We start from the raw sequence: 22,059 nt of genomic DNA, 5'->3' as shown, positions 1-22,059 counted from the left end.
TTTAAATAGCCCACAGCTGATTCATATTCATTGGATGAAAATATCACTTACAGATGTCGATAGTTTATTAGAAAATCAATCCTTATTACAGCTCGATTTAATTCCAGGTAAGAACCTTCAATGGAACACATTTTTGAATTTTCGTGGGGGAAAGCTGGGAAATATTTATTACACGGTTAACGAGATAGATGCCGTCGCAAATTTGAATAGCCAAGACTATCAATTATGCATTCCTTTAAATACAAATGGTGATAAGTATAGGTTAAATGGGACTGAGGCGTCAAAAATGTTTTTAATAACACCCACGGCCTCAACCAGTGTTTGTTTTCCACGAAAATTTGATGAATTACATTTTGTTTTTAAAGTAGAAACTTTTGCGATGATGGCAAAAAAAAATGAAGCTTATGAACTTCTGCTAAAAGATAAAGTATTCTTGTATCATCAATACGATTTAAAATTTTGGTCAGAAACGGTGCACTCGGTTTTAAGTGATCCCTCGACTTGCGTCGACCAAGCTTTAAAAAAATTTATGGATACATTTTTTCAAGTTCACAGTATTTCAGGAAACTCTGAGTCACCAGCTTTAATGAAAAGTTTTTTTTGTAAAAGAAGTATTCCCCTATCTCAAAGAAAATATATATTTAGACCTCGCAGTTACAGATATGTGTCAAAAGTTTAAAGTTAGTCGTAGAAGTTTTGAAAATAGCTTTAGAAAATATTTTGGAAATTCTCCCGCAGCCTATTTTAAGAAAATGAAGTTAATGAAAATAAGACATGATATTTTAAATTTAAAAGACAGGCAAATATCTAGTGTTTTAGTAAAATTTGAAAATTTACACATCTCCCATTTTGGCCAATTTTATAAACGCTATTTTGGCGAAAGCATGAGCCAAACACTTAAGAGTCGTTAACAGAATTCACCTATAATTATTAGAGGTCACTACTAAAAATAATTACAGTATTCTAAGCTAGATTTGAGTTTAACTTAATAAAAATCCAAGAAAAATCCAAGAAAAATCAGTTGTGAACTATTTTTCGTTTGTTTCTCTAATGCTGATGTAATACCTTATCTGAGTCAAACAAAAATAAAGGGATTTTATGAAGCTTTCATCTAGTTTAAAACTGCTTTGTGGTGGTCTATTGACTACCGTTATATCAGCACAGGAAAAACCAAATATATTGGTCATGTGGGGTGATGACGTAGGAGAAACGAATATAAGTGCTTATTCAAATGGAATAATGGGCTATGAAACACCCAATATAGACCGAATAGCTGAAGAAGGGGCTATGTTCACACATTATTACACTCAGCAATCGTGTACTGCCGGTCGTGCATCATTTATATTAGGTCAATCACCTTTTCGTACAGGCTTACTTTCTATCGGTTTACCTGGCTCTTTACATGGAATTCCTTCTTGGACACCCACAATTGCCGATTTACTCAAAGAACAAGGTTATGTGACGGCACAGTTTGGTAAAAATCACTTAGGAGATCAAGACAAACATTTACCAACTAATCATGGTTTTGATGAGTTCTTTGGTAATCTATATCATTTAAATGCGGAAGAAGAACCTGAGACATATTATTACCCAAAAGATAAAGAGTTTCATAAAAAATTTGGACCTAGGGGAGTTATTAAATCTAATTCAGATGGCAAGGTAGAAGATACGGGTCCACTAACTCGTAAGAGAATGGAGACAGTGGATGAAGACCTGCTAAATGCTTCTTTAGATTTTATTGATCGCGCACACAAAGCTAAGAAGCCGTTTTTTATATGGTATAACTCAACCAGAATGCACGTGTGGACTCGTCAGCAAAAAAAATATATCGGAGCTACAGGTGTAGGGATATATCCAGATGGGATGTTTGAGCACGATTTACATATAGGTAAATTTTTAGATAAACTCGATGATTTGGACATTGCGGATAATACTATTGTTATTTATTCCACTGATAATGGAGCTCAAAAAGTCGCTTGGCCTGACGGTGGAACGAATCCCTTTAATGGTGAAAAAGGAACGACAAATGAAGGTGGCTTTAGGGGACCATGTTTAATTAGATGGCCTGGAAAAATTAAAGCGAGAACTCGCATCAATAAAATGATGTCTCATGAAGATTGGATGCCGACTCTATTGGCAGCAGCAGGTGAAGATAAAATTGTTGAAAAGCTAAAGGGTGGTTATAAAGCCAATGGAAAAACCTGGAGAATTCATCCTGACGGTTTTAACTTTCTCCCCTTTTTAACAGGAAAAACTAAAACACCCCCTAGAGAAGCTTTCTTCTACTTCTCATCTTCAGGTCAACTAAACGCCATTCGCTGGAAAGAATGGAAACTTAATTTTGCCAAAGAAGATGGCGATCAATTCACTGCGACTCGATCAGTTTCTGCATTACCTGAAATAATTAACTTATATGCAGATCCTTTTGAAACAGCCCCAAAAGAAGCGGGGATGTACGTACGCTGGATGGCGGATAATATGTGGTTAATAGCACCAGCGGCCACTCATATTAAGAAATTCCAAATGACACTTGGGAAATACCCTCTACAGAAAGGCGCGAGTAATAATCCCGCAGGCTTGAGTTATGATACAATTCGAGTTGAAAGTAAAAATTAAATAAAGCTATGCCATCAGAAATGATGGCATTTTTTTTTGAGTTCCAATTAACACAGAAAACTACATATTATTTAGTTTATTAATGTGTCTACTTAGTACATGGAAAACATACACAGGCCCCATAATTGCAGCGGTCTTGGGGTTTTCATTTTTGGAAATGTTGATATATAACTTTGTTCCGGCAATTTTAGTGGGGCTCAAAGTGTGGTATGCCGGATCATGGTTTTTTTCTTTAAACACAAAAAAGAAGCCAATGTCAAAAAAAATGATGAAATTTGAGGAACTATGGACTCGTTTTGGTGAGCGTAATGCGGCATTGTTAGCACCCATTTTTATAGGTATTCCTACTTATGCAATTTTAGCAAAAAAATTAGGAGGAAATTTCAAAAGAACATTTATGAATTTATCCTTCTTCACACTCTTGTGGTGTAGTGTTTTTTATTTAGCTACACTTGTATTTAATTTGGATAAATATTTAAACATAGATTCATACTTAGAGAAAGCCGAAGAGTTTCAAGAAAAACATTCCAACGATATCAAGGTCAAAGAAAAATGAGAGCCATACTTTTTGGAGTAACCGGTGCAACAGGACGAGAACTTGCCCAAGTATTGTGCGAAGATGACTTTTGGACAGAAGTTTACTGTCCAAGTCGTAGACCCTTAGATTGGACTCATAGTAAATTAAAAGTTATAGACTTTAATGAAGTCATGGAATCATTTGATTTAGCTTGTGATGCAGCCTTCATCTGTATTGGAACAACCGTTAAGCAAGCTGGTTCAGTAGAAGCTTTTCGCAAAGTTGACTTTGATTTAATTTTTAAAATTTGTCAGTGGGCAAATAACAAAAGTATTCCTGAAGTTCATCTGCAAAGTTCGATGGGGGCAGATCCACATGCAAAAATGAATTATATGAAAGTTAAGGGAGAACTTGAGGAAGCCGTCAAGCAAATTGACATTGACCGTTTAACTATTTATCGTCCCACCTTACTATGTGGGGCCCATAGACAAGATTTTAGAATAGCAGAAGAATTGGGTTATGTAGTATTAAAAACCCTTGCAGCGATATTCCCAGCTCTTAAAAAACAGCAGCCCGTGGAAGTTAGTTCTGTTGCACGTTGTATGGCAAAGAGAGTTAATCAAAAAAATAAAATCGAAATGATAGAATCACAAGAAATTGCCAAATACGGTATGCCACCTAAGAGGTTTTTGGATGAAAATTCCTTGATTCTCAAATTGCTTATCATTATGTGCATTATTTTAGTAATCATATCACAAATGATTTCGATGGGTAAGTTAGAGCAAGTTGTATACGCCCTTTTAACAAGTCTCGCAATGCAAGTTTTCATTATAAATTATAATAGAATAAGCTTATCTAAAAATGAAGTTATGCTTATTAAGAGCTTAGAGAAAAGCTATGTTTATTTGTTAGCAACTATTGCCGTGGATAGTGTTTTATTTATAAATTTCTTGTCATTATATAATGAGCTAAGCTGGGGTCATGCTTTAAGCATTGCGTTCATCCTTATTTCAAGCTTATTAATTAAAGTGTATCACAGTGAAAACATAAAATTATGTAAACAGTTTTTTAACCAAAAAAGTAGAGAAAATAATAAGGAGAAATAAAATGAAATTTGCAAAGATCTTTTTAATGATAGCCTGTGTTGGTTTAGTTCCCATAGCACTAGGTTATGGTTTAATGCCAGCTAAAACGATGAAAATGATGTTTGGTTTAGAAGTGGAGGCCCCAAATGGAGTACATATTTTTCGAGCTGTAATGGGCTTATACTTGGCATTGGTATGCTTTTGGTTTATGGGAGTTAAAAATAAAAAATTCACGCGCCCAGCAGTTTATAGTTTAATTGTTTTTATGTTTGGTTTAGCTGCAGGTCGCTTACTCAGCATCCTTGTGGATGGAATACCCCATTGGCTTTTATCCCTTTACATGATTCTAGAAATTGGTTTTGGGCTAGTTGGTTTACAGGTTTTAAAAGCTTTGGATAAGGAAGAAGAGTAAATCAAGAGACTAATCTATGATGAGATTCAATAAGCTTACAAATAAGTTCTAAAACAAAGCCCAAATAAATTGTCTAAGTCCTCTTGGCACATTAACTTTAGCGATATTTGCAAATAGGAGAAAAAACGTGTTAAAAAAATTTATTGCAACAACTTTGTTTTTAAGTGCCAGTACAGCATTTGCTGGCGGATTGGATTTATCGGAGTTTTCGACGGCATCTAGTGTCGGTTCAGCAGGTGTAGCTAATCAAACTCATGACCGAGATGCGTCAACATCTGCACTGAACTTGGCGGCAATGACTAATTTAGAAGGAGATCATATCACGGGTGGTCTAAGTCTCATGGATGCAGGATTTGAGTTTAAAGATGATGGTAATTCAGTTCCTGGTGGATCTGATACAAGCAATGCAGGGGGACAGTTTGGGGTGCCATTTATGGGCTATGTTCACAGCCTTAATGAAGATGTGAAATTTGGTCTGACTCTCAATAGCCATTTTGGTTTGGGTTTGGATTACCCTACGGGCTGGGCTGGACGGTATCAAATACAGGAAATTTCTTTGCAGAGTATAAATTTAACTCCCAGTTTAGCCTTTAAAATAAATGATAAATGGTCCGTGGGTTTTGGTATAGTTTTTGATTACGCGACTGTGGATATTGAAATGAAAGTTAATACTTTGGGGCCAGGAGATGGCACTTTGGAAGTTGAAGATGAAGACTTAGCGGTGGGTAGCATAGTCTCACTCATGTATGAACCTGACGATAAAACACGTTTTGGTTTGACATATCGTTCAAAAATTGAACATGATTTTGATGATACTATTAAAGCGAGTAATTTTGTACCAAGTTTTTCTCCTCAAGTCGATGTGGAAATTAACACGCCTCAACAAGTTTTATTTGGTGTGAGACATCAATTAAATGAAGATTTAGCGATTTTAGGTTCTGCTAATTGGCAGGAATGGTCGGATTTTGGTGAAATGCCCACAGATATTAACGGTAATAGGCTTGGTGTTGATAAAGAGCTCGATGATACTTGGGGAGCAGGTATTGCCTTTGAATATAATTTAAATTCAGATTGGTTGCTCATGTGTGGTTACCATTATGACTCTGCAATGATGGATACCTCCAACCGTACGGCAGATTTACCAACGGGAAATATACATCGTTATGGTATAGGTACGGAATATAAATATTCAGAAAAAATGACCATAGGTTTTGCTTTTGAGCACGTTGATCTAGGCTCTCCTAATATTAGCCAAACAAATGGTATTAATAGCGGAAATACTCTCAGCGGCGATTACGATAACTACATAAATTTCTACACTGTTTCAGTCAATTATAAACTTTAGGAAATTAATTAACATCACTAAATTACTTTTCGAAGAAGGCTTTACGCTTTTTGGGGAAGAAGTACTGGAGTTGGAAGCGAGTGCTCCATTCGGCCTCGTGGTCGGGATGAATGACATTATAGAAGCTTTGAAATTGTAGGCTGACAACATGACGATCAAATTTAAACATCCGGCCAAGGCCACCACCTAATGGGACCGTCCAGGTTTCTCCATCTAAGCGCCAGTTAGAAGTGATGAGGGGAGAACTCACTAGGTAGTATTTTGGGTTGAGTTTATAGCTGATAACTGGCTGAATATTTGTAAAATTAACCTCTCTATCGCCTTCTCCGCCTAGTGACCAAAAGTTAGTAAAAGAACTCCCTACAAACCAAGTATCATCGATATAACCAAATGCGAAGGAGGGGCCTGCTGACCATTTATCAGATCCTAGGCTAGTATCCGTTGCTGTGGGGAAAATGATGGAGGGGCCTGCTCCCCAAGCCCAATGCTTATCATTTATGGGGGAAAACCAAGTTGTAAATACGATATCTCCCAAACCATGATCACGATTTTCTGTCCCACGAGTTGTGATGGGAATATCTGTCTTAGTTAGTACATACCAATCGTCGTTTAAAATGAACGGAATTTGGGGCTTGATATTGAGCACGTTCATCATTTCATTTTTTTGTCCCGTATTTCGATGTGTATTAAACTGAATGGGGAAATTGACCAGATGAGTGAAGGGGTTCTCAGCTTCGCGCGGATTAATCATTTGCGGGCGCGATTCATCTTCTAAGCGGTCAAAAATATTGAGATCTCTATAAATACCTTCTAGAAAACTATCGTTTTTTTCTTCCTCTTGAGCTTCTATCACAAGGGAACAAAAGAGTAAGATATATAATAATTTTTTGATAGTTACTTTACTCCATGCACCTTAGGGTTAAAAAAGAAATCTACTCATAAGTTAAGTACTCTAGTTCAAAGTGTCAATTAAGTTGAGTGAACTTGTTGCACCCATCATTTTACCAAAGTGAAGTAGAATTTCACTTTAGTAGTAGGGACTTTCATGATTTACGTTAAATAAATTAAATTCTGCTTAAAAAAGGCATGAATTGCGCAAATTGAACAGCATAATTTTTTGTTATGCCCCACAGGGGATCAATATTTAATCCTAAAAAAAGCAGTTGAACTTGAGCAGAGGGTCGCCTCAACCTCAATCAGAATGAAGATAAGGTTGTCAAAATAGTGTCTGTATAATGAGATTTTAGAAGGTCGAAGTCTTTATTCTAATAATCTTGGAGGTGATAGCGACTCAGCTATTTCAAAAGTGATAAAAGCCTGCCTGATTATTGCTTTCAAGCGCTCTAGGGGTTCGAACTGCTCCGCAGTTACACGGTTTAAGAAATGAACTAGATTTTGAGTCGCTAAGGCGATTTTTTTAGCGGCCTTATTATTAGTTGATAACCTTATTCGTCGTTCCCTTTTGCCACGAATCATAACCCCGACAGCATCTAAGAGTAGAGGTCGACTAGTGATAGCTTCGGCATGCTTTTGAGGTATAATCAACCTTGAATATATGTTCCACCAATTGGAAACTAGAGCAACAATGGAAGCCATTATTTTTGTGCTACTAAGATCTTTACTGGTAAAACCTCCCCAGCCCCATTGGTTTTTGAATTCGTCATAATTGTTTTCACAATCGCCGCGGTCTCGATAGTGTTGCGCAATGGCCATAACTGAATCTTCTAGATCTGTTACGAGAGGTGCATACTCCCATTTAGGCAGATTTTTGTTAAACATCTCAGGAAATAGCACTTGGTCTTGCGTAGTATTTTTTGTGAGTTTTTTTACTTCTGTAGGAAGTTTTTCTTTATGTTGTCGGCGTAAAATCAAAACCTTTCTCTTACAACTCCAGCCACTTAGCTGCAGTTCTGTTACATGACCTTGCCAGCCTTGACCTGCATTCTTCCATTCAGGATTTGAACTTTCAAGGGACTTGATAAGGCTTTTCACTTTCGGGCTTTTTTTGATCTTGAAAAGATATGGCTGCTGCCTCGCTTCACATTGAAGTATCATGGACTCACTACCATAGGAAACATCTCCTCGAATGAAATTGGGCCGTTGATCAATTGAGAGTTGATCGATAAATTGAAACAACCCTGGTAGAGCATGGCTACCAGCATGTTCATTCCCTGGGTGTACTTCCACGCCTAGAGTTATTCGAGTATTGGCAATAAAATAGCTATGAAAACTAAAACTTGGTCGACCTGGACGACTCGGATTATAACCAACTGCACTCCCTTCTTGTTTACCAAAAACTGGTTTTACCGTACTGTCTATATCGAGTATCCAAGCCCTCTCTAACATGGGTTCCCAACTATGCTTCAAGCAATTATTTAACCATTCAAGTGCATCAGTTTCATCCAGCCTTTTGATCCCACGTCTTGTCGAATCATCGCTGCATATCTTATTGATTCCCAAAACTTTTGCACTCACTTCATCTCCAAAAATTTGTTCAACATTACAATATCGCTTATGTCCAAGAAGCACGGATAACAGCACTGTTCCTAAAATATCTTTAGGTGCGGGAGCATTATTACTTGTGTAAGATAGCGGAGCGCTGGTCACCCAATTTCGAAAGAGTTCACTACACTTAAGATATTGTGAAAAAAAGACTAATTGTCCTACAGGTGTCACTGGCTTTTCATTATCCCATTCAACTTTGGTGATTCCACACATGGCACTCACTTTTACTTCTTCGAGCACTTGAATTTCGCTCGTTTCAATTGAATTTAACTGGGGTGCGATATTTGTCATTTAAACTCCTTTTGAGATTAATTTTTGTCAGACAAATATCGCATTTTTTCATTCACCTAAAAGGTGATTTTATTGAATGTTCTATTGGCATATTATTCAAGGAGTTATAGATCCTGCGAGCCATGAACTGCTTTTTTTAGGTTAATTTGTTCATTAATTAAAAAAATTAACAAGCAGTGAAAAATGAAGATAGGACTTAGATAAAGACATGAAAAAAACTTATAAAAAATTCAAACATTTAGTACTGGGCTTAGGAGCCTTAGCTTGTGCTAATAGCTTGAGTGCAGAAGATGCCTTGGTTTACGATGGTGAGTACGATTTTCTACGTATGCAATACGGCGAAAAATGGGATAAAGAAGATATCCAACTTGACAATAAACTGGATCAAATTCGGAAATCGAATAAGGGTAAGAGTCCCAATATTATTTATGTGCTCATCGATGATGTGAGCTATGGCCTGATGGGCAACCGTGCAATGAATTTTGTGACGGGTATCGATACTCCCAACATTAATAAATTCGCCAAGCAGGGCATGACCCTTCACCGCATGTATACAGAACCTTCATGCACACCAACCCGAACAGCTTTCATGACGGGACGTCATCCAGTTCGTTCAGGCCTCAAGGAAGTGAAAGTAGCGCTAGTAGGCGAAGGCTTAGGAACCTCTGAAGTCACGATTGCCGAAGTTCTAAAGTCGGCGGGTTATAATACGTCTCACGTGGGTAAATGGCACATGGGAGATATTGAAGAAGCCTATCCACATAATCAAGGCTTTGATTACGCGGCTTTCCCTTTACACCAACAAGTTCAATTAGCTTTGATGAGCCCAGATTCGGCACGTGCAAATAACTTATTTGGTTACGATCGCAGTACACAATCCAATGAATATGAACTCGACAAAAAGTTTCGTCCTAGCGGTTTAGTTACTGGCGTAGAAGCTAAACGTGGTGGACAGGCTTATGAAGTTGACCTCAAAGCTGGTGAGCAATGGACTCAGGCTCACTACATCAAAATGAATCACCGTTACCAGCGTCAAGCACTTGAACAGATCGATTCCCTCGCTAAAAAAGATAAACCTTTCTTTTTTCAATACTGGCCCCTATGGCCTTTAAACTTCACTCACGATGGCCAAGCAAAATCTCGCAATGGTGGAACCATGGCTGAGAAGCTTCAGCAAATTGATGTGTGGTTTGGCGAAATTACTAAGAAAGTTGATGATTTAGGTATTGCTGATAACACCATGATTGTCTTCATGGCAGATAATGGTATTATGCGTCATTACTCATCAACCATGTCTGGCTTGAGTCAATTGATTTATCGCGGCGGAAAAACCGATCACCTCGAAGGCGGTGTGCGTGTGGATGCTTTTGTTCGTTGGCCTGCAGGAATCAAAGCGGGGAGTGAGGCTGGTGACATCGTTCATGTTTCCGACTTGTACACAACTTTTGCGAGAGTCGCAAATGCCAAAAAGTACATTCCCCGTGACCGCGTTATTGATGGTGTTGACCAAACAGCTTTGCTTTTAAATGGTAATCACCACGGCCGTCGCGATTACGTTTACATTTACGAAAATGAAGTTTTACGTTCAATCGTTAAGCAAGAATTTAAAATGCATTTGCCACCTCCAGGCGTTCCTGGTGCAGCCGCAAATACTTACAATGTCTTGCGTGATCCAAGAGAAGAAAACCCACATGTGGGCATTCCATTATGGTCAGGAGCTAGTTTCCAGGATATGGCAAAACGTCACATGATTAAAATAATGCAGTACCCCCATAGACCACTCGGCAAAGGTGTTCCTTATTCAGGTATTGCGAACTTACGTCCCGAGAGTAAAGAGACTGCTGCGACATTTGCTTCTTGGCAGCCAAAAATGCCACCAAAAGCTAAGAAATAATTTTAAATCAAACTAGGAGTGATGATGAAATTTACAAAAGCTGGAAAGTTTGCTTTGATGGCTTGTTCCGCCATCTTTGCAACAAGTACAAACGTACAGGCAGAAGAGCCGATTGTTCGCGATGCGGAATATTATTTACTTGAAGCACAAAATGCTGAGAAGTGGGCCAAAGATGACATGAAGATTGAGAAAAAACTCGAAACCTTCATGAAAAAAAATGGCGGTAAGGCACCCAATATTGTCTACATCCTTCTCGATGACCTTGGCTTCGGTGAAATAGGCATGCCTGATATGGACGTGGTTCGTGGCTATAGCACACCCCATATTTCCAAGTTTGCTACGGAAGGTCTGAGTCTTCAGCGTATGTACACCGAACCGTCTTGCACTCCAACTCGAGTGGCGATGATGACTGGTCGTCATCCAGTGAGAACAGGTATGGTGGAAGCTAAGGCAACCATCTCAGGTGAAGGTCTTTCCGGTGATGAAGTTTTACTTCCAGAGCTTTTATTGAAAGCAGGTTATACAACTTCACATGTTGGTAAATGGCACCTTGGTGAGCTTGAACAATCTTATGCTAATAATCAAGGTTTTGAACATGCGGAGTTCCCGATTCACCAACAGGGTCAGTTGGCAATTATGCACAAAGATAGTGAGCGCCAGCATATTATTACAGGTGTTCAGCACAATGGCGCGGCACAAACTTTTACTTTAGATAGTAGCTTTGTGGCTGACCCCTCCGATATGGTTACGGGGGTTGAGCAAGGTAAAGATGGCAAACTTCACGAAGTGGACCTTAAAGCGGGTGAGCAGTGGAGTCAGGCGAAATACCGCGCCATGAATGAGCGTTACCAAGCCAACACAATTAAGGAATTGCGTCGTTTAGCTAAGCAAGACAAGCCATTCTTCCTCAATTACTGGCCTTTATTCCCTTTATCTTTCGTTAGAGAAAATAGAGAATTTAAAACCTTAAATGGTGGTACTGTAGCCGAAACAATTGTTGAATGTGATCAATGGATTGGCGATATTGTTAATGAAATTGATAAGCTTGGCTTGGCAGAAAATACACTTGTTATCGTCATGGGCGACAATGGTCCTTTCATGCAATACGCGGGACCTTCTGGACAAAATGACCGTATTTACCGTGGTGGTAAAGCTGATCATTTAGAAGGTGGCGTACGTGTGAATGCATACATGCGTTGGAAAGGTGTTATAGAGCCAGGCTCACGTGCACAAGATATGTTTCACGTCTCTGACTTGTACACAACTTTGGCGCGTTTAGCAGGTGCTGAAAAAGCCATTCCTCGCGATCGCATTATCGATGGTTTTGATCAAAGTGGTGTATTGCTCTTAGGCGAAACTCATGGTCGCCGCGATTATGTATTTGTTTACGAAGGGATTGCATTAAAATCTATCGTTAAGAATAAATATAAAATGCATTTACCCCCTCCAGGAGAGAATCCAATCGCGGCTAAAATCTTCGACCTCTACCGTGACTCAAGAGAGGAACGTCCGATTGACTCTATCCAATATGGTCCTTGGGCTGGGGGTCAGTTTGCGAATATCGCAAAACGTCACATGATGCGCAAGATGAAGTACCCTGATAACAAGCCGACTTATGGTATTCCTTATGAAGGAATTCACAACTTACGTCCTGAAACAAAAAAGATGCTGCAGCTATTTAAAGTATCCATGATGGCACCTAAAAAATAAAACGTTTAAGTTTTTCAAAAAAGCTCTCTGTATAGAGGGCTTTTTTGTGCTTATTTAGCTTAAAATTAAATTTAAGTTTCTAATAAATTTTTCAAAAACTATATTTAATTACTCTAAATCTGATTAAATAATAAGAGGTAAAAAATGCAACAAGTAATAAGAAAAATCTGTTTAAGTAGTTCTGTTTTTTTCATGGCTTCATGTGGAATGTTTGGCGGAGATGAAGAAACAAATGTAGAAGAGGCAAGTCCTGTAATTGTAGAAGAATCACAAGCCAGTGATGACGCTCAAGAAAAAGCAGAGACTCAAGAAGTGATCAACTCTGAACCAGTTGTTTTAGATGATGAAATTGAAATGAGTCAGGTTCAACGTTTACCCGAAAAAAATGATGGGCCTCATATTATCAAACGCGGTGGTAAGTTTTGGATTATTGCAGAACCTTCAGCACAGTTATCGAGTGTGTTAAGAACTTTAGGTGATAATGTTCAGGGAGTGAGTCATGAGCCTTCTCCTGGCTATTTACGCTTGGCACGTGAACTGAATTACCGTATCAATGAAATGGCTTTTAATACTGGTGCGACAACAGAAGACTATAAAGAGCTTTTTGAGAAAAGTTTACAAACCATTGAAGCCATTGCAGTGGCTGAAGCAGAAGCAAATAAAGCCTGTTATTCTTGTTCGGACAACTGTGATCAAGACAAAGAAATTGAATGTGCCGAGAGTGAAGTAGAGGATGAGCCAAATACAGAAAAAACAGAAGACATCGCTGAAGATAAATAATTAAAACTTTATTCGATTATCCACTTAACGATGTGATTTGATTGTGCTAAAGGCACTGAGCATAACTTAGGCTATTGTTTTAACCATAAAAGTTATATTTGAGAAGTTTTACCCTTTTGAAGGAACGGCGTATAAATAAGCTGTCACGCTTGAGTGGATAATCGTGAAACTTTACTTAGTTTAAGCCCCTAAGTTTTTGACTTAAGGGCTTTTTTATGGATGAACTAGCTGGGCTTTTCTATAGGGAGAGAAGAGTTATTGTTCTCTTGTAATTCAATGGAATACCCGGGCTTAGCTAGCTTAATTCCATGTTCATTGAATTTTTGATAGATGCTAGCCAGAAGTTGATCTTTAGTACTGAGTCGGTATTTACTCGCAGGAACAAAGACTCTTAAGTCAAAATCGAAGCCGTCAACAGACATATTCGTCATGAAAACTTGAGGAGCCGGATCATCAAGAGTATTTTCGTGTTGGTCTCCAATATCTTTAAGGATTTTGTGCACAAGTTGAACATCCGAATCGAGTGCAATGGACAAGGCGATGACCACTCGACTAATTGAGTCGGATAAAGACCAATTTATGAACTCTCCTGTAATGAAGCTCTTGTTAGGGATAATTAGCTCGCGCCTATCCCAATCACGTATAGTTGTCGCACGTATTTGAATCTTTGATACAGTTCCGCTGGTTTGACCTACTGTGACGATATCTCCCACACGATAAGGACGTTCAAATAAGACTATGAGTCCCGAAACAAAATTAGCGACAATTTCTTGGAGGCCAAAACCTAAGCCAACACTAAGAGCAGCAACCAACCATTGTAACTCCGACCAATTAAGGCCTAATTTTTCAAAAGCATAAAAAAGTCCCGCAGTAAAAATTAGGTACTGAAGGATGGTGACGATGGTGAATTTCTGACCTTGATCGAAAGATAATTTATTGAGGATGAAAACTTTAAGAATATTGGGCAAGGCACTTGAGCAATAAAAAGTGGCAATAACTAAAATAAATACAATTAGAAGATTTTTAACGGTTATTTGAACAATGGTTGAGGTCTCGTTATCAATCACTGTATGATCCCAAAGCTGATATTGATCAAGTATATTTAAGGCGGGAAAAAACACTTGCCATATGTAAAAGGTACCAGCTATAAATAAGATTTTTACTAGGCTCGAGAAACCACGACGAGTTTCACACATTTCATTTTCGAGAATTTTTTCTTCTTGCTCAATGAGAACTTCATGCTGAAGTTGGAGCTTTTCTGTTTCTTTAATGGCTAAGGTTTTACGAACTTTACCTTCAGCCAGCTTTTGTCTCTTGCTTAATAAGTAGCTATTGATTATAGAACTTAAGAAAAAGACGATGATACAATGAACCCCCATTTGAACAATGAGATTTTTCAGGACGAAGGCGGAGTAAAAATATCCTTGAAAAGCGAGCGTTAAAATGGAGATCATCGAGATAATAGAAGAGAAATAAGCTAACTTTATGAATTTATTGGCTCGTGGATTATCTGAAGAACTTGGTAAGTAGTCGTTCTTTTTTATAAAGACAAAGATAAACATAATGAGAACAATCATAATGTTACCAATAATACCTAATTTAGAAATATTATCGATATGTTCATCATAGACCTTATTGGAGAGTTGACCTAAAAAAACAAAGGGTGCGACTGAATAAAGCCAGATACGAATAAGTTTATAGTATTTTTCACAAAGTTTTGCATCCCAGGAAAAAGTCCTAATACCAAGGCCTTTGGGGCGAAGGGCATGAACAAAGAAAATAGCGAAAAAATAAAAGAAAGCTAGGGCTTTAAAACTATGTGAAATATTTACAGCTGCTTCATTTTTAGTCAGACTTAGGGGTGTCAAAGCAAAAGAGAGGTAATAAAAAAGGCACGGAATGACAAGGCTGAGAGCTACGGTAATTAAAAACGATTTCAGTGTGTATGAAAACTTTTTCACTTTATTTTTAGATACGGTAATTTTAGCTTCGATAATTCTCAGGTAGTAAATTCTAAAAATGATTAGCGATAGAAAAGCAAAGATGAAAACTCTATGAATGTTTTGTTGGGAATTCCAAGAGCTCGCATAGCGCTTTTTTATATGTTCCCATGTGAGTACTTGCGAAACGGATTGAAAGTCTTCACCCAGTTTAGTCAAGTTGGCTAAATTTAATTCTTGTGAACTAGGAATCCAAAAAAGATGACCTTTGATATAAGTTTTATAGGTATCAACTTCTAAATTTATTTGTTCATTTAAAGCGTGTAAGGCATGAATTTTATCAAAATAAAGTTGACTCGCATCCTGAATTTGAATGATGTAATTTTGTTGATCAGAGTAAGCACTTAATAATTTTTCTTTAAGTCTAAGGTCCGAATTTTTGGATTTTTCTAGGAGTTTATCGGCAAGTTGAGGAATATTATTGAGTTCTTTCAAAGCCTCTCTCCAAGCAAGCATGTCGCGTTCTAAGTTAGACATGATCACTAAACTTTCGTCATCACTATTCGCATCTTTACTAAGATCGTCTAATCTTGCAAACTTTTGACGTAAGGCGACTCCCACAACTTCGTTGAGTATTCTTCTAGAGAGCATGTCTTTGGTATCGGTAAAATTGTTTTTTAGAGTCTCAAACTTCTCATTCTTGAGTTTGAGATCTTGGTTAACAGTCGAGCGGAGCTGGTTGAGTTCTTTGAGTTTTTTAAGTAGTTCAATATTTTTATCAAAAACGAGTTTTATTTCTGGTGATTCACTCAACATTTTTTGTGATTCAGAAATGGCAATTTTCTCTTGTTTACGTACTGCTTGCGAACGTCGCTTGAGGATGTAGGAGCTCCAAAATTTATCTATTCCGATGAAGTTGGCATACTGACTTTCTAAGAGTGATTTTTGAGCGTTACGACGTTTATTAAGGGTAGAGAAGGAGTTCTGCTGAAGACGAAAAAGTTGGTTTTCGGTATCTAATTTGATAATTTCATATTTGTTAATGAGTTTGCGTGATTCCGTTTCTTTTCCTGGCTCTGAGCTTTTTTTGTTGAGCAGACTTAAACGTTCAACATTCTTTAAGATTTTATCCTGAATCGAATCGCGCAGTTTTTGACTATTGAGTAAATTTTGCTTACTAAGGTCAAGTTCTTTTTTAAGTTTGAATCCATATTCTTTGTGATTCTTGTAGGAGGTTTCGAGTTCAACTAAAGGCAATTTATCGAGCGTTTTTTTGTCGACTTGAAGAGCTTTAAATTTGGCCAGTTTCTCTTCGAGCTCTTTTTGTACTTTTGGAGCGAGCTTGACCTCTTCATCTAAATCAATAATCTGCTGATTTAAACTCAAACTATCTTTGATGAGAGTAAGGACAGTCTCTAGATTTTGCAAGTCCTGCTGGTCGTTGGTGTCTAAACTATCTTTTTTCGCTTTGAGAGCAGAAACTTGCTCTTCATATTTTTTCAAATCTTGACTGATGTCATTTAAACTAGAGCTTTGAGCTAGTAATGAAAGATTTACACAAAATAGGCAGCTTAAAAAAGCCCAAAATGAGTTCGGGAATTTAAAGTTCATTGTGACTCCATTAGAAACAAAAATAATAATTTTGATTAATATACTTTGTGAACAGTATTTTTAAGTAATTTTTGTACTTTTTATCCCAAAGCCTGGTAAATGTTTGAGTGATTAATAGTTTAAACTAAGGGCTCGTACTTAATAAAGCGGTAAACTACTGAAATATAGGTAAGGCAATAAAAAATTTGATGATGAGGGCATTCATTATGTCGATGAAAAAGGCACCCGTTAGGGGGATAATGATTAAGGCTTTTTGTGAGGGGCCAAATTTCCTAGTGATGGCATCCATATTCGCTATGGCGACGGGGGTTGCGCCCAAGCCTAAGCCCATAAAACCACCCGCAATGACGGCGGCATCATAATCTTTACCCATGAGACGGAAAACAATGTGTACGGCAAATATGGTAATGAGCATGGCTTGACCAAGAACGACAAACAAAAGAAAACTAGCGGATTCCATAAGTGATAAGAGATCCATACTCATGAGGCTCATGGTGAGAAAAAGCTGTAGGGAGAGGCCACTGATTAAATCAATCGCAGGCTGACTAAATTTAATTTTAAAATGATCTGCCCCATTGGTGAGCATAATTCCTACAATCATGGCTGTTAAAAAACCGGGTAATTTAATGTCGTGAGTAAAAAGGTAACGGTTGACGGCATCTCCAAGGCCTAGACATAAGCCTAAAGAGAAAATAGTCCCAATTGCATCATTTACTGAGAGTTGATGAAGGGGAGAGGAGTTCTTTGTGGAGACTGAAAAATCATTAGTTTTATTTAGACTTTCATCTTTGGGTTTTAGCTGGTACTTTTTTATTAAACGACTAGCGATGGGGCTACCAATTAAACCTCCCACAACCAAACCAAAAGTAGCACAAGCTAGGCCGAATTCCGCGGCACCCTCAAGCCCGGCTTTAGTGGCTTCTTCCCCCCAGGCAATAGCTGTACCGTGACCTCCAGCAAAGGAAATACTTCCACCTAGAAGTCCAAAACCTGGATGAGCTCCTGCGATGTAGGCCATGAGTAGTCCGAGTAGATCTTGAACGACTAAGAATGCGGAGCAGGCCACAATCATGAGTATGAGGCCCTTTCCTCCTGATATCAGACTTTTTACTTTTGCATTGAGGCCAATAGTGCTGAAGAAAATAAGTAGGAGCGTATCGCGTAATTCGAGTACAAAATTAAACTGATAGTCACCAAGATAATGTATGACGGCAGTCAATAGACTAAAAACTAGTCCCCCAGTAACAGGGGTAGGGATACTATTTTTTTCTAGAAAGTGCCATTTTTTGTTAATGACTTCACCTAGGTAGAGGACCGCAATGGCAAGAACGATGAGTTGAGTTCCTGATATTGTGATTACTTGAGGCATCATTTACTAGGAGGCAGAACTTTAACGGATTGAATTTTCCAGGTACTAGAAGGTTTGACTAAAGAAACTTTTAGGGTACGGCTTTCATTAAAGCTATAATTTTTATTATGCCCTTTGACTTGGCAGACGACTTCGACTTCGGCTTGATCATCATTGACCGTGATCTTGTAATTAGAGAGCGAACTTGTGAAGTTTGGCACCATTGGGGCAATACTCGTGGCCTTATTGATAAAATCTTCACGATTGGGCATGTTCATTTTATGCTCGGGAACACTTAGAGAGAAATCTTCTGTGAGGTATTGCTTAAATGAACGAATGTGACTGAAAAGGGGAATGCCTTTTAATTCAGGAGTATCTTCTGCTTGCCGAGCAATGAGCTCAAATTGATCTTTAATTTCTTGGTGAGGGTCGCCCTTGGGTTTAAGTAAAAACCACGCAATTGCGAGTATCGCAATTAGGGCGATGGCGGGAAGAGTTTTTTTCATTCTGCTGAAATTCCCATGTCTTCTTGCATGCTTGAAACGACGTGGAGAATTCCTTGCATCGCCATTTCAATCTGTTCATCTTCAAAAGTAAAATCCTTTGAAATGAGTTTGATGCTGAAGCACAGACCTAAGCCTTCGGGGAAAGGTCTTAGCATCCATGAGCCAAGGGGCCAAGTAAAGTTTTCTTTGAGCAGTTCTTCGTAATGCTCAGCTTCTAAGGCTTCTTCAGCACTAATGATATCGGCAAGACCCCAAATTTCTAGGATTTGATGCTCTGCGAACTCCGCAGGGGGAGTGAATTGTATTTGAATGACATGACCAGACTCAGCTTGTCCCGCTACAGAGAGGAACTCATTTTCAGAGAAGGGAAGCCCAAGTCGAGCTAGTGAATCTTTAATTTTATCGTACATAGTGAACCTTAATTTTTAACTAAGTTTATATGCAATGTAAAAAAAATAAACTTTAGCCCTACAAGTAATAAGAACTTAATCTTCTAAGACTTCTTCTAAAACATTGGCAACGGAACCTGATGGGGGGCGGCAACCTATGATATTGGACAAAGTCATGGCCAAATCACAAGTACTGACTTTGCGCGCCACATGTTGATCCTCTATGTCTGCCCCAGCAAAAATGAGAGGGACATGTGTATCATAGGCCCAAGGCGAACCATGGGTACAGGCGACTTCCAAACCATCGAAGTCATTGATGAAGCAATTGGAATCAAAAACGATGTAAACATCTCCTGAGCGCTCAGGATGAAAATTATTGAGTACGGCCTTATTAACCGCGGTGTCAGGTAGGGCATTTTTTTCAAGGGCTCGGCTTGATACAGCGAGGTGGACCCCGTCGATATTTCTCAAGTAGTCAACCGCTGCATTCTCTATAGCTAAGCGTTCATCAGCACTTCGCTCGATAACTTCTTTAGAAAAATAGACATAGGGATGTTCGTACTTCTCAATGAGTTTCGTTTGAATGGCAAATTTTTCCTCTAGGCTTTTAATGGCTTGATCATTGGGCCATTCACAGGGATGAATGAACTTGGCGGGAATCTTGAGGCTCTGTAGGTAGCCAGGAACTTCTGGGGCACCGTGATCGGCAGAGAAAACAATAAGAGTATTTTTGAGACCTACGGTAGCGTCAACATACTCAAGTAAATTGGCAATAAAGCCATCGAGTTGATAGAGGTTATCTTCCATTTCTAAGCTGGAAGGACCAAAGATGTGTCCCACGTAATCCGTTGAAGAAAAGCTGACGGATAAATAGTCGGTAACCTCATCTTGTCCAATTTTCTCTTGCTTCATGAGTTCTTTAGCAAAGTTTAAGGTAATCTCATCACCCGCGGGGCTAAGAGTAAGCAGGGTGGTAAAGTACTTACCATCCTTCCAAGGATGCGGAAATTTTTTGCCAAAGCCAGCTAAATCAGTTTCCCAGGGGACATCATCCATTTGAGCGAGTGAATACTCACTTTTATCCTTACTTAAAGTCCAAGATTGCCCTTTATATTTATCGAGTAATCCCGAAGCATTCCAATTCTCAACCCAGTTCGGGTACTTATCTTGGTAGTACGTTGAGGTGACAAAATTTCCCGCCTTTTTAGAGAACCAATAGGCCTTTCCCGCGTGACCAGCCATTGAGACGGCTCCGCGATCTTTGACCGAAACACCAAAGATTTTAGCTTGACCATTAGTGAACACAGCGAGTTCGTCACTAAAAGTTGTGGAAAGAATTCCCAAGGGCGAACGACCATCAGTACTGGCGGCTTTTTGAGTGGGGTCAATTTCATTTTTTTTATCAACATCAGCATTTTTACTGAGTAGGTGATAGTTGGGATCTTCAATATTATAAGTTGTTTTTCCCGTAGCGCGATCGACCCAGACATTGCCTATCATACCATGTACAGAAGGCGTGGCACCAGTAGCTAAAGTCGTATGGCCAACAATTGTTTCGGTATTCGCATGGGGGTGATGTGCATCTGTGTATACCGTTCCTTCGTCGTATAAGTAACGAAAACCACCCTTTTGAAACTTATCCATGTAGCGTAGAGGTAAGTCGGCACGCAATTGATCGACAGTGATTTGTAAAATGAGTTTTGGCTTTTTCTCTATAGCGAAGCAAGTAAGGCTACTTGCGGCTAAGGCAAAGCTAAAAAGTGATTTGAACATCCGTGAACTCTCCTATTTTTGAATAAATACTTCTAACTTTAAGTCCCGAGAAATAGGAATCAATTATTTATTGCTAGAGAAAGAGGCTTATTGTTTTAAAAATCTATTAAGCCCAATTGCCTTAAGCTGACAAATTGACGGCTATCTCCTGGAAGTTTATGGCCGATGATGAGGTGATCGACAACTTTGATCCCTAAAATTTCCCCCGCATCAATTAAGTTCTTGGTACACTCAATATCTTGGGGTGAAGGGCTAGGATCGCCTGATGGATGGTTATGTGCCAAAATTATTTTAGCGGTTCCATACCTCAGTGCCTCACGAAAAACTTCGCGTGGGTGAACATGGGAACGATCGAGTAAGCCCACAGAGATTTGCGAAGAACGCAAAAGTCGATTTTTTGTATCGAGCAATAAAATATGAAATTCCTCTTGGCTCTTTCCTGAGAGCAATTGAATGAGGTAGGGAGCGGCTGATTCAGGTCGATGAATACAAAATTGCTCCATGGCTTCTTCCGCCATGAGTTTGCGTGCTAAGGCAAAGACCGCCCGAAGACTGGTAGCCTTAGCTGGTCCAACGCCGTGAATAGTCTCGAGGTCCTCAAGGGTGGCACGACTGAATCGAAAGAGGGAGTTATCAAAGTGAGCTAAGATCTCACGAGCGAGGTCAAGCGCCGATTGTTCGCGAGTACCGCTCCCGATAATGAGCGCTAATAACTCTGATTCACTTAAGTGCTCTTCTCCAAGTTTGAGCATGCGTTCGCGCGGGCGGTCAAACTCAGCTAAATCTTTAATTTTCTTATTCATCCAAACTCCATTTCTAAAATAAATTTAAAACGCAGAAATTTATAAGACAAATTATTAGAGGTAATTTTCAAAAGTTTACTAAAAATACTTTACAAAGACTCTTTAAGATTACAGATTTACTAGCATGATAGAAAACATGGGATGAGATATGATTGAGTTAGAGACATTAAATGTGGAACAAGGTGTATCGTACACCAATGATAACGAAGATTTATATAAACGTATTTTAGTTGATTTTTATAATGACTATAAAGATGCTTTAAATCAGCTGCAGCATTTGAGTGAAAACGATATAGAAAACTGCCATATTTTAGCTCATTCCTTGAAGGGCCTAACGGCTATTTTAGGAAGTGAAGTTCTTCCCCCACTATTCTATGGTATTGAGATGGCGGCAAAAGAAAAATCAGCTGATCTAAAAAGTCGTATCGATTCAGTGAGTGAGCCTTTTAGTGCGCTACTTAATGAACTTGAAGATAAAGGTTTCTCTAAGTAAATTTTAACAGAAAAAAAAGCCCCCGTAAACCAAGTTTACGG

The 22,059-nt window shown here is 38.7% G+C and carries 19 protein-coding genes; 11 read left to right on the top strand and 8 right to left on the bottom strand.

What is annotated here, in order from left to right:
• Positions 1-34 precede the first annotated feature (34 nt).
• The 7 genes from PQO01_RS02510 (at position 35) to PQO01_RS02485 (ending at position 5,975) form a co-directional block, all read left to right on the top strand.
• On the top strand, positions 35-679 hold the full coding sequence (locus PQO01_RS02510; protein ID WP_274312466.1) for a hypothetical protein: 645 nt from the start codon (positions 35-37) through the stop codon (positions 677-679).
• Positions 663-911 (top strand): helix-turn-helix domain-containing protein, encoded by a 249-nt coding sequence (locus PQO01_RS21580; protein WP_420792895.1) that lies wholly within the window; start codon positions 663-665, stop codon positions 909-911. The genes PQO01_RS02510 and PQO01_RS21580 overlap by 17 nt, the downstream gene beginning before the upstream one ends.
• A gap of 187 nt (positions 912-1,098) precedes the next feature.
• Entirely contained in the window at positions 1,099-2,616 is a 1,518-nt protein-coding gene (locus PQO01_RS02505; RefSeq protein ID WP_274312465.1) for an arylsulfatase, read from the top strand.
• Positions 2,617-2,869: 253 nt separating this feature from the next.
• The gene (locus PQO01_RS02500; RefSeq protein WP_274312464.1) at positions 2,870-3,172 is read left to right on the top strand and encodes a hypothetical protein; all 303 of its coding nucleotides are present in this window, start codon (positions 2,870-2,872) and stop codon (positions 3,170-3,172) included.
• Positions 3,169-4,239 (top strand): Rossmann-fold NAD(P)-binding domain-containing protein, encoded by a 1,071-nt coding sequence (locus PQO01_RS02495; RefSeq protein ID WP_274312463.1) that lies wholly within the window; start codon positions 3,169-3,171, stop codon positions 4,237-4,239. Before PQO01_RS02500 ends, PQO01_RS02495 begins: the two co-directional genes overlap by 4 nt.
• A gap of 1 nt (position 4,240) precedes the next feature.
• A complete protein-coding gene (locus PQO01_RS02490) occupies positions 4,241-4,630 on the top strand; it encodes a DUF4345 domain-containing protein (protein WP_274312462.1) in 390 nt (129 codons plus the stop codon).
• Between the two features lie 127 nt (positions 4,631-4,757).
• Entirely contained in the window at positions 4,758-5,975 is a 1,218-nt protein-coding gene (locus PQO01_RS02485; RefSeq protein WP_274312461.1) for an OmpP1/FadL family transporter, read from the top strand.
• A gap of 22 nt (positions 5,976-5,997) precedes the next feature.
• On the opposite strand, the gene PQO01_RS02480 is transcribed toward PQO01_RS02485, so the two are convergent.
• Positions 5,998-6,828: a transporter family protein gene (locus PQO01_RS02480; RefSeq protein WP_274312460.1), complete on the bottom strand. Its 831-nt coding sequence runs from the start codon at positions 6,826-6,828 to the stop codon at positions 5,998-6,000.
• A gap of 407 nt (positions 6,829-7,235) precedes the next feature.
• Entirely contained in the window at positions 7,236-8,771 is a 1,536-nt protein-coding gene (locus PQO01_RS02475) for a transposase (protein WP_274312459.1), read from the bottom strand.
• Positions 8,772-8,979: 208 nt separating this feature from the next.
• On the opposite strand from PQO01_RS02475, the gene PQO01_RS02470 reads away from it, so the two are divergent.
• The 3 genes from PQO01_RS02470 to PQO01_RS02460 all read left to right on the top strand — a co-directional run bounded on the left by PQO01_RS02470 (position 8,980) and on the right by PQO01_RS02460 (position 13,155).
• Entirely contained in the window at positions 8,980-10,665 is a 1,686-nt protein-coding gene (locus tag PQO01_RS02470; RefSeq protein ID WP_274312458.1) for a sulfatase-like hydrolase/transferase, read from the top strand.
• Positions 10,666-10,689: 24 nt separating this feature from the next.
• The gene (locus PQO01_RS02465; RefSeq protein ID WP_274312457.1) at positions 10,690-12,375 is read left to right on the top strand and encodes a sulfatase-like hydrolase/transferase; all 1,686 of its coding nucleotides are present in this window, start codon (positions 10,690-10,692) and stop codon (positions 12,373-12,375) included.
• 144 nt (positions 12,376-12,519) lie between these two features.
• Entirely contained in the window at positions 12,520-13,155 is a 636-nt protein-coding gene (locus tag PQO01_RS02460; protein WP_274312456.1) for a hypothetical protein, read from the top strand.
• A 224-nt stretch (positions 13,156-13,379) separates the two neighbouring features.
• Here the strand turns inward: PQO01_RS02460 and PQO01_RS02455 are convergent, their stop codons facing one another.
• From PQO01_RS02455 to radC, 6 genes are all read right to left on the bottom strand, one after another.
• Positions 13,380-16,706 (bottom strand): mechanosensitive ion channel domain-containing protein, encoded by a 3,327-nt coding sequence (locus PQO01_RS02455; protein WP_274312455.1) that lies wholly within the window; start codon positions 16,704-16,706, stop codon positions 13,380-13,382.
• Between the two features lie 154 nt (positions 16,707-16,860).
• Positions 16,861-18,078: a sodium/glutamate symporter gene (gltS, locus tag PQO01_RS02450; RefSeq protein WP_274312454.1), complete on the bottom strand. Its 1,218-nt coding sequence runs from the start codon at positions 18,076-18,078 to the stop codon at positions 16,861-16,863.
• Positions 18,075-18,560, bottom strand: coding sequence for a hypothetical protein (locus PQO01_RS02445; protein WP_274312453.1), 486 nt, complete (start codon positions 18,558-18,560; stop codon positions 18,075-18,077). The genes gltS and PQO01_RS02445 overlap by 4 nt, the downstream gene beginning before the upstream one ends.
• Positions 18,557-18,970 carry a hypothetical protein gene (locus PQO01_RS02440; RefSeq protein WP_274312452.1) on the bottom strand — a complete coding sequence of 138 codons (414 nt, stop codon included), beginning with the start codon at positions 18,968-18,970 and terminating at the stop codon, positions 18,557-18,559. The genes PQO01_RS02445 and PQO01_RS02440 overlap by 4 nt, the downstream gene beginning before the upstream one ends.
• A 75-nt stretch (positions 18,971-19,045) precedes the next feature.
• A complete protein-coding gene (locus PQO01_RS02435) occupies positions 19,046-20,722 on the bottom strand; it encodes an alkaline phosphatase family protein (RefSeq protein ID WP_274312451.1) in 1,677 nt (558 codons plus the stop codon).
• A gap of 95 nt (positions 20,723-20,817) precedes the next feature.
• On the bottom strand, positions 20,818-21,525 hold the full coding sequence (gene radC, locus PQO01_RS02430; RefSeq protein WP_274312450.1) for a RadC family protein: 708 nt from the start codon (positions 21,523-21,525) through the stop codon (positions 20,818-20,820).
• A 148-nt stretch (positions 21,526-21,673) separates the two neighbouring features.
• Here radC and PQO01_RS02425 point away from each other — a divergent pair, with 148 nt between their 5' ends.
• Complete coding sequence (locus tag PQO01_RS02425) at positions 21,674-22,018, top strand: hypothetical protein (RefSeq protein ID WP_274312449.1); 345 nt, start codon at positions 21,674-21,676, stop codon at positions 22,016-22,018.
• Positions 22,019-22,059: the final 41 nt, after the last annotated feature.

Origin of the sequence: Lentisphaera marina (genome assembly GCF_028745505.1) — a bacterium.
Lineage (GTDB): Bacteria > Verrucomicrobiota > Lentisphaeria > Lentisphaerales > Lentisphaeraceae > Lentisphaera > Lentisphaera marina.
Note: the sequence above shows the minus strand (reverse complement) of the source record. Positions and strands in the feature narration are given on the sequence as shown.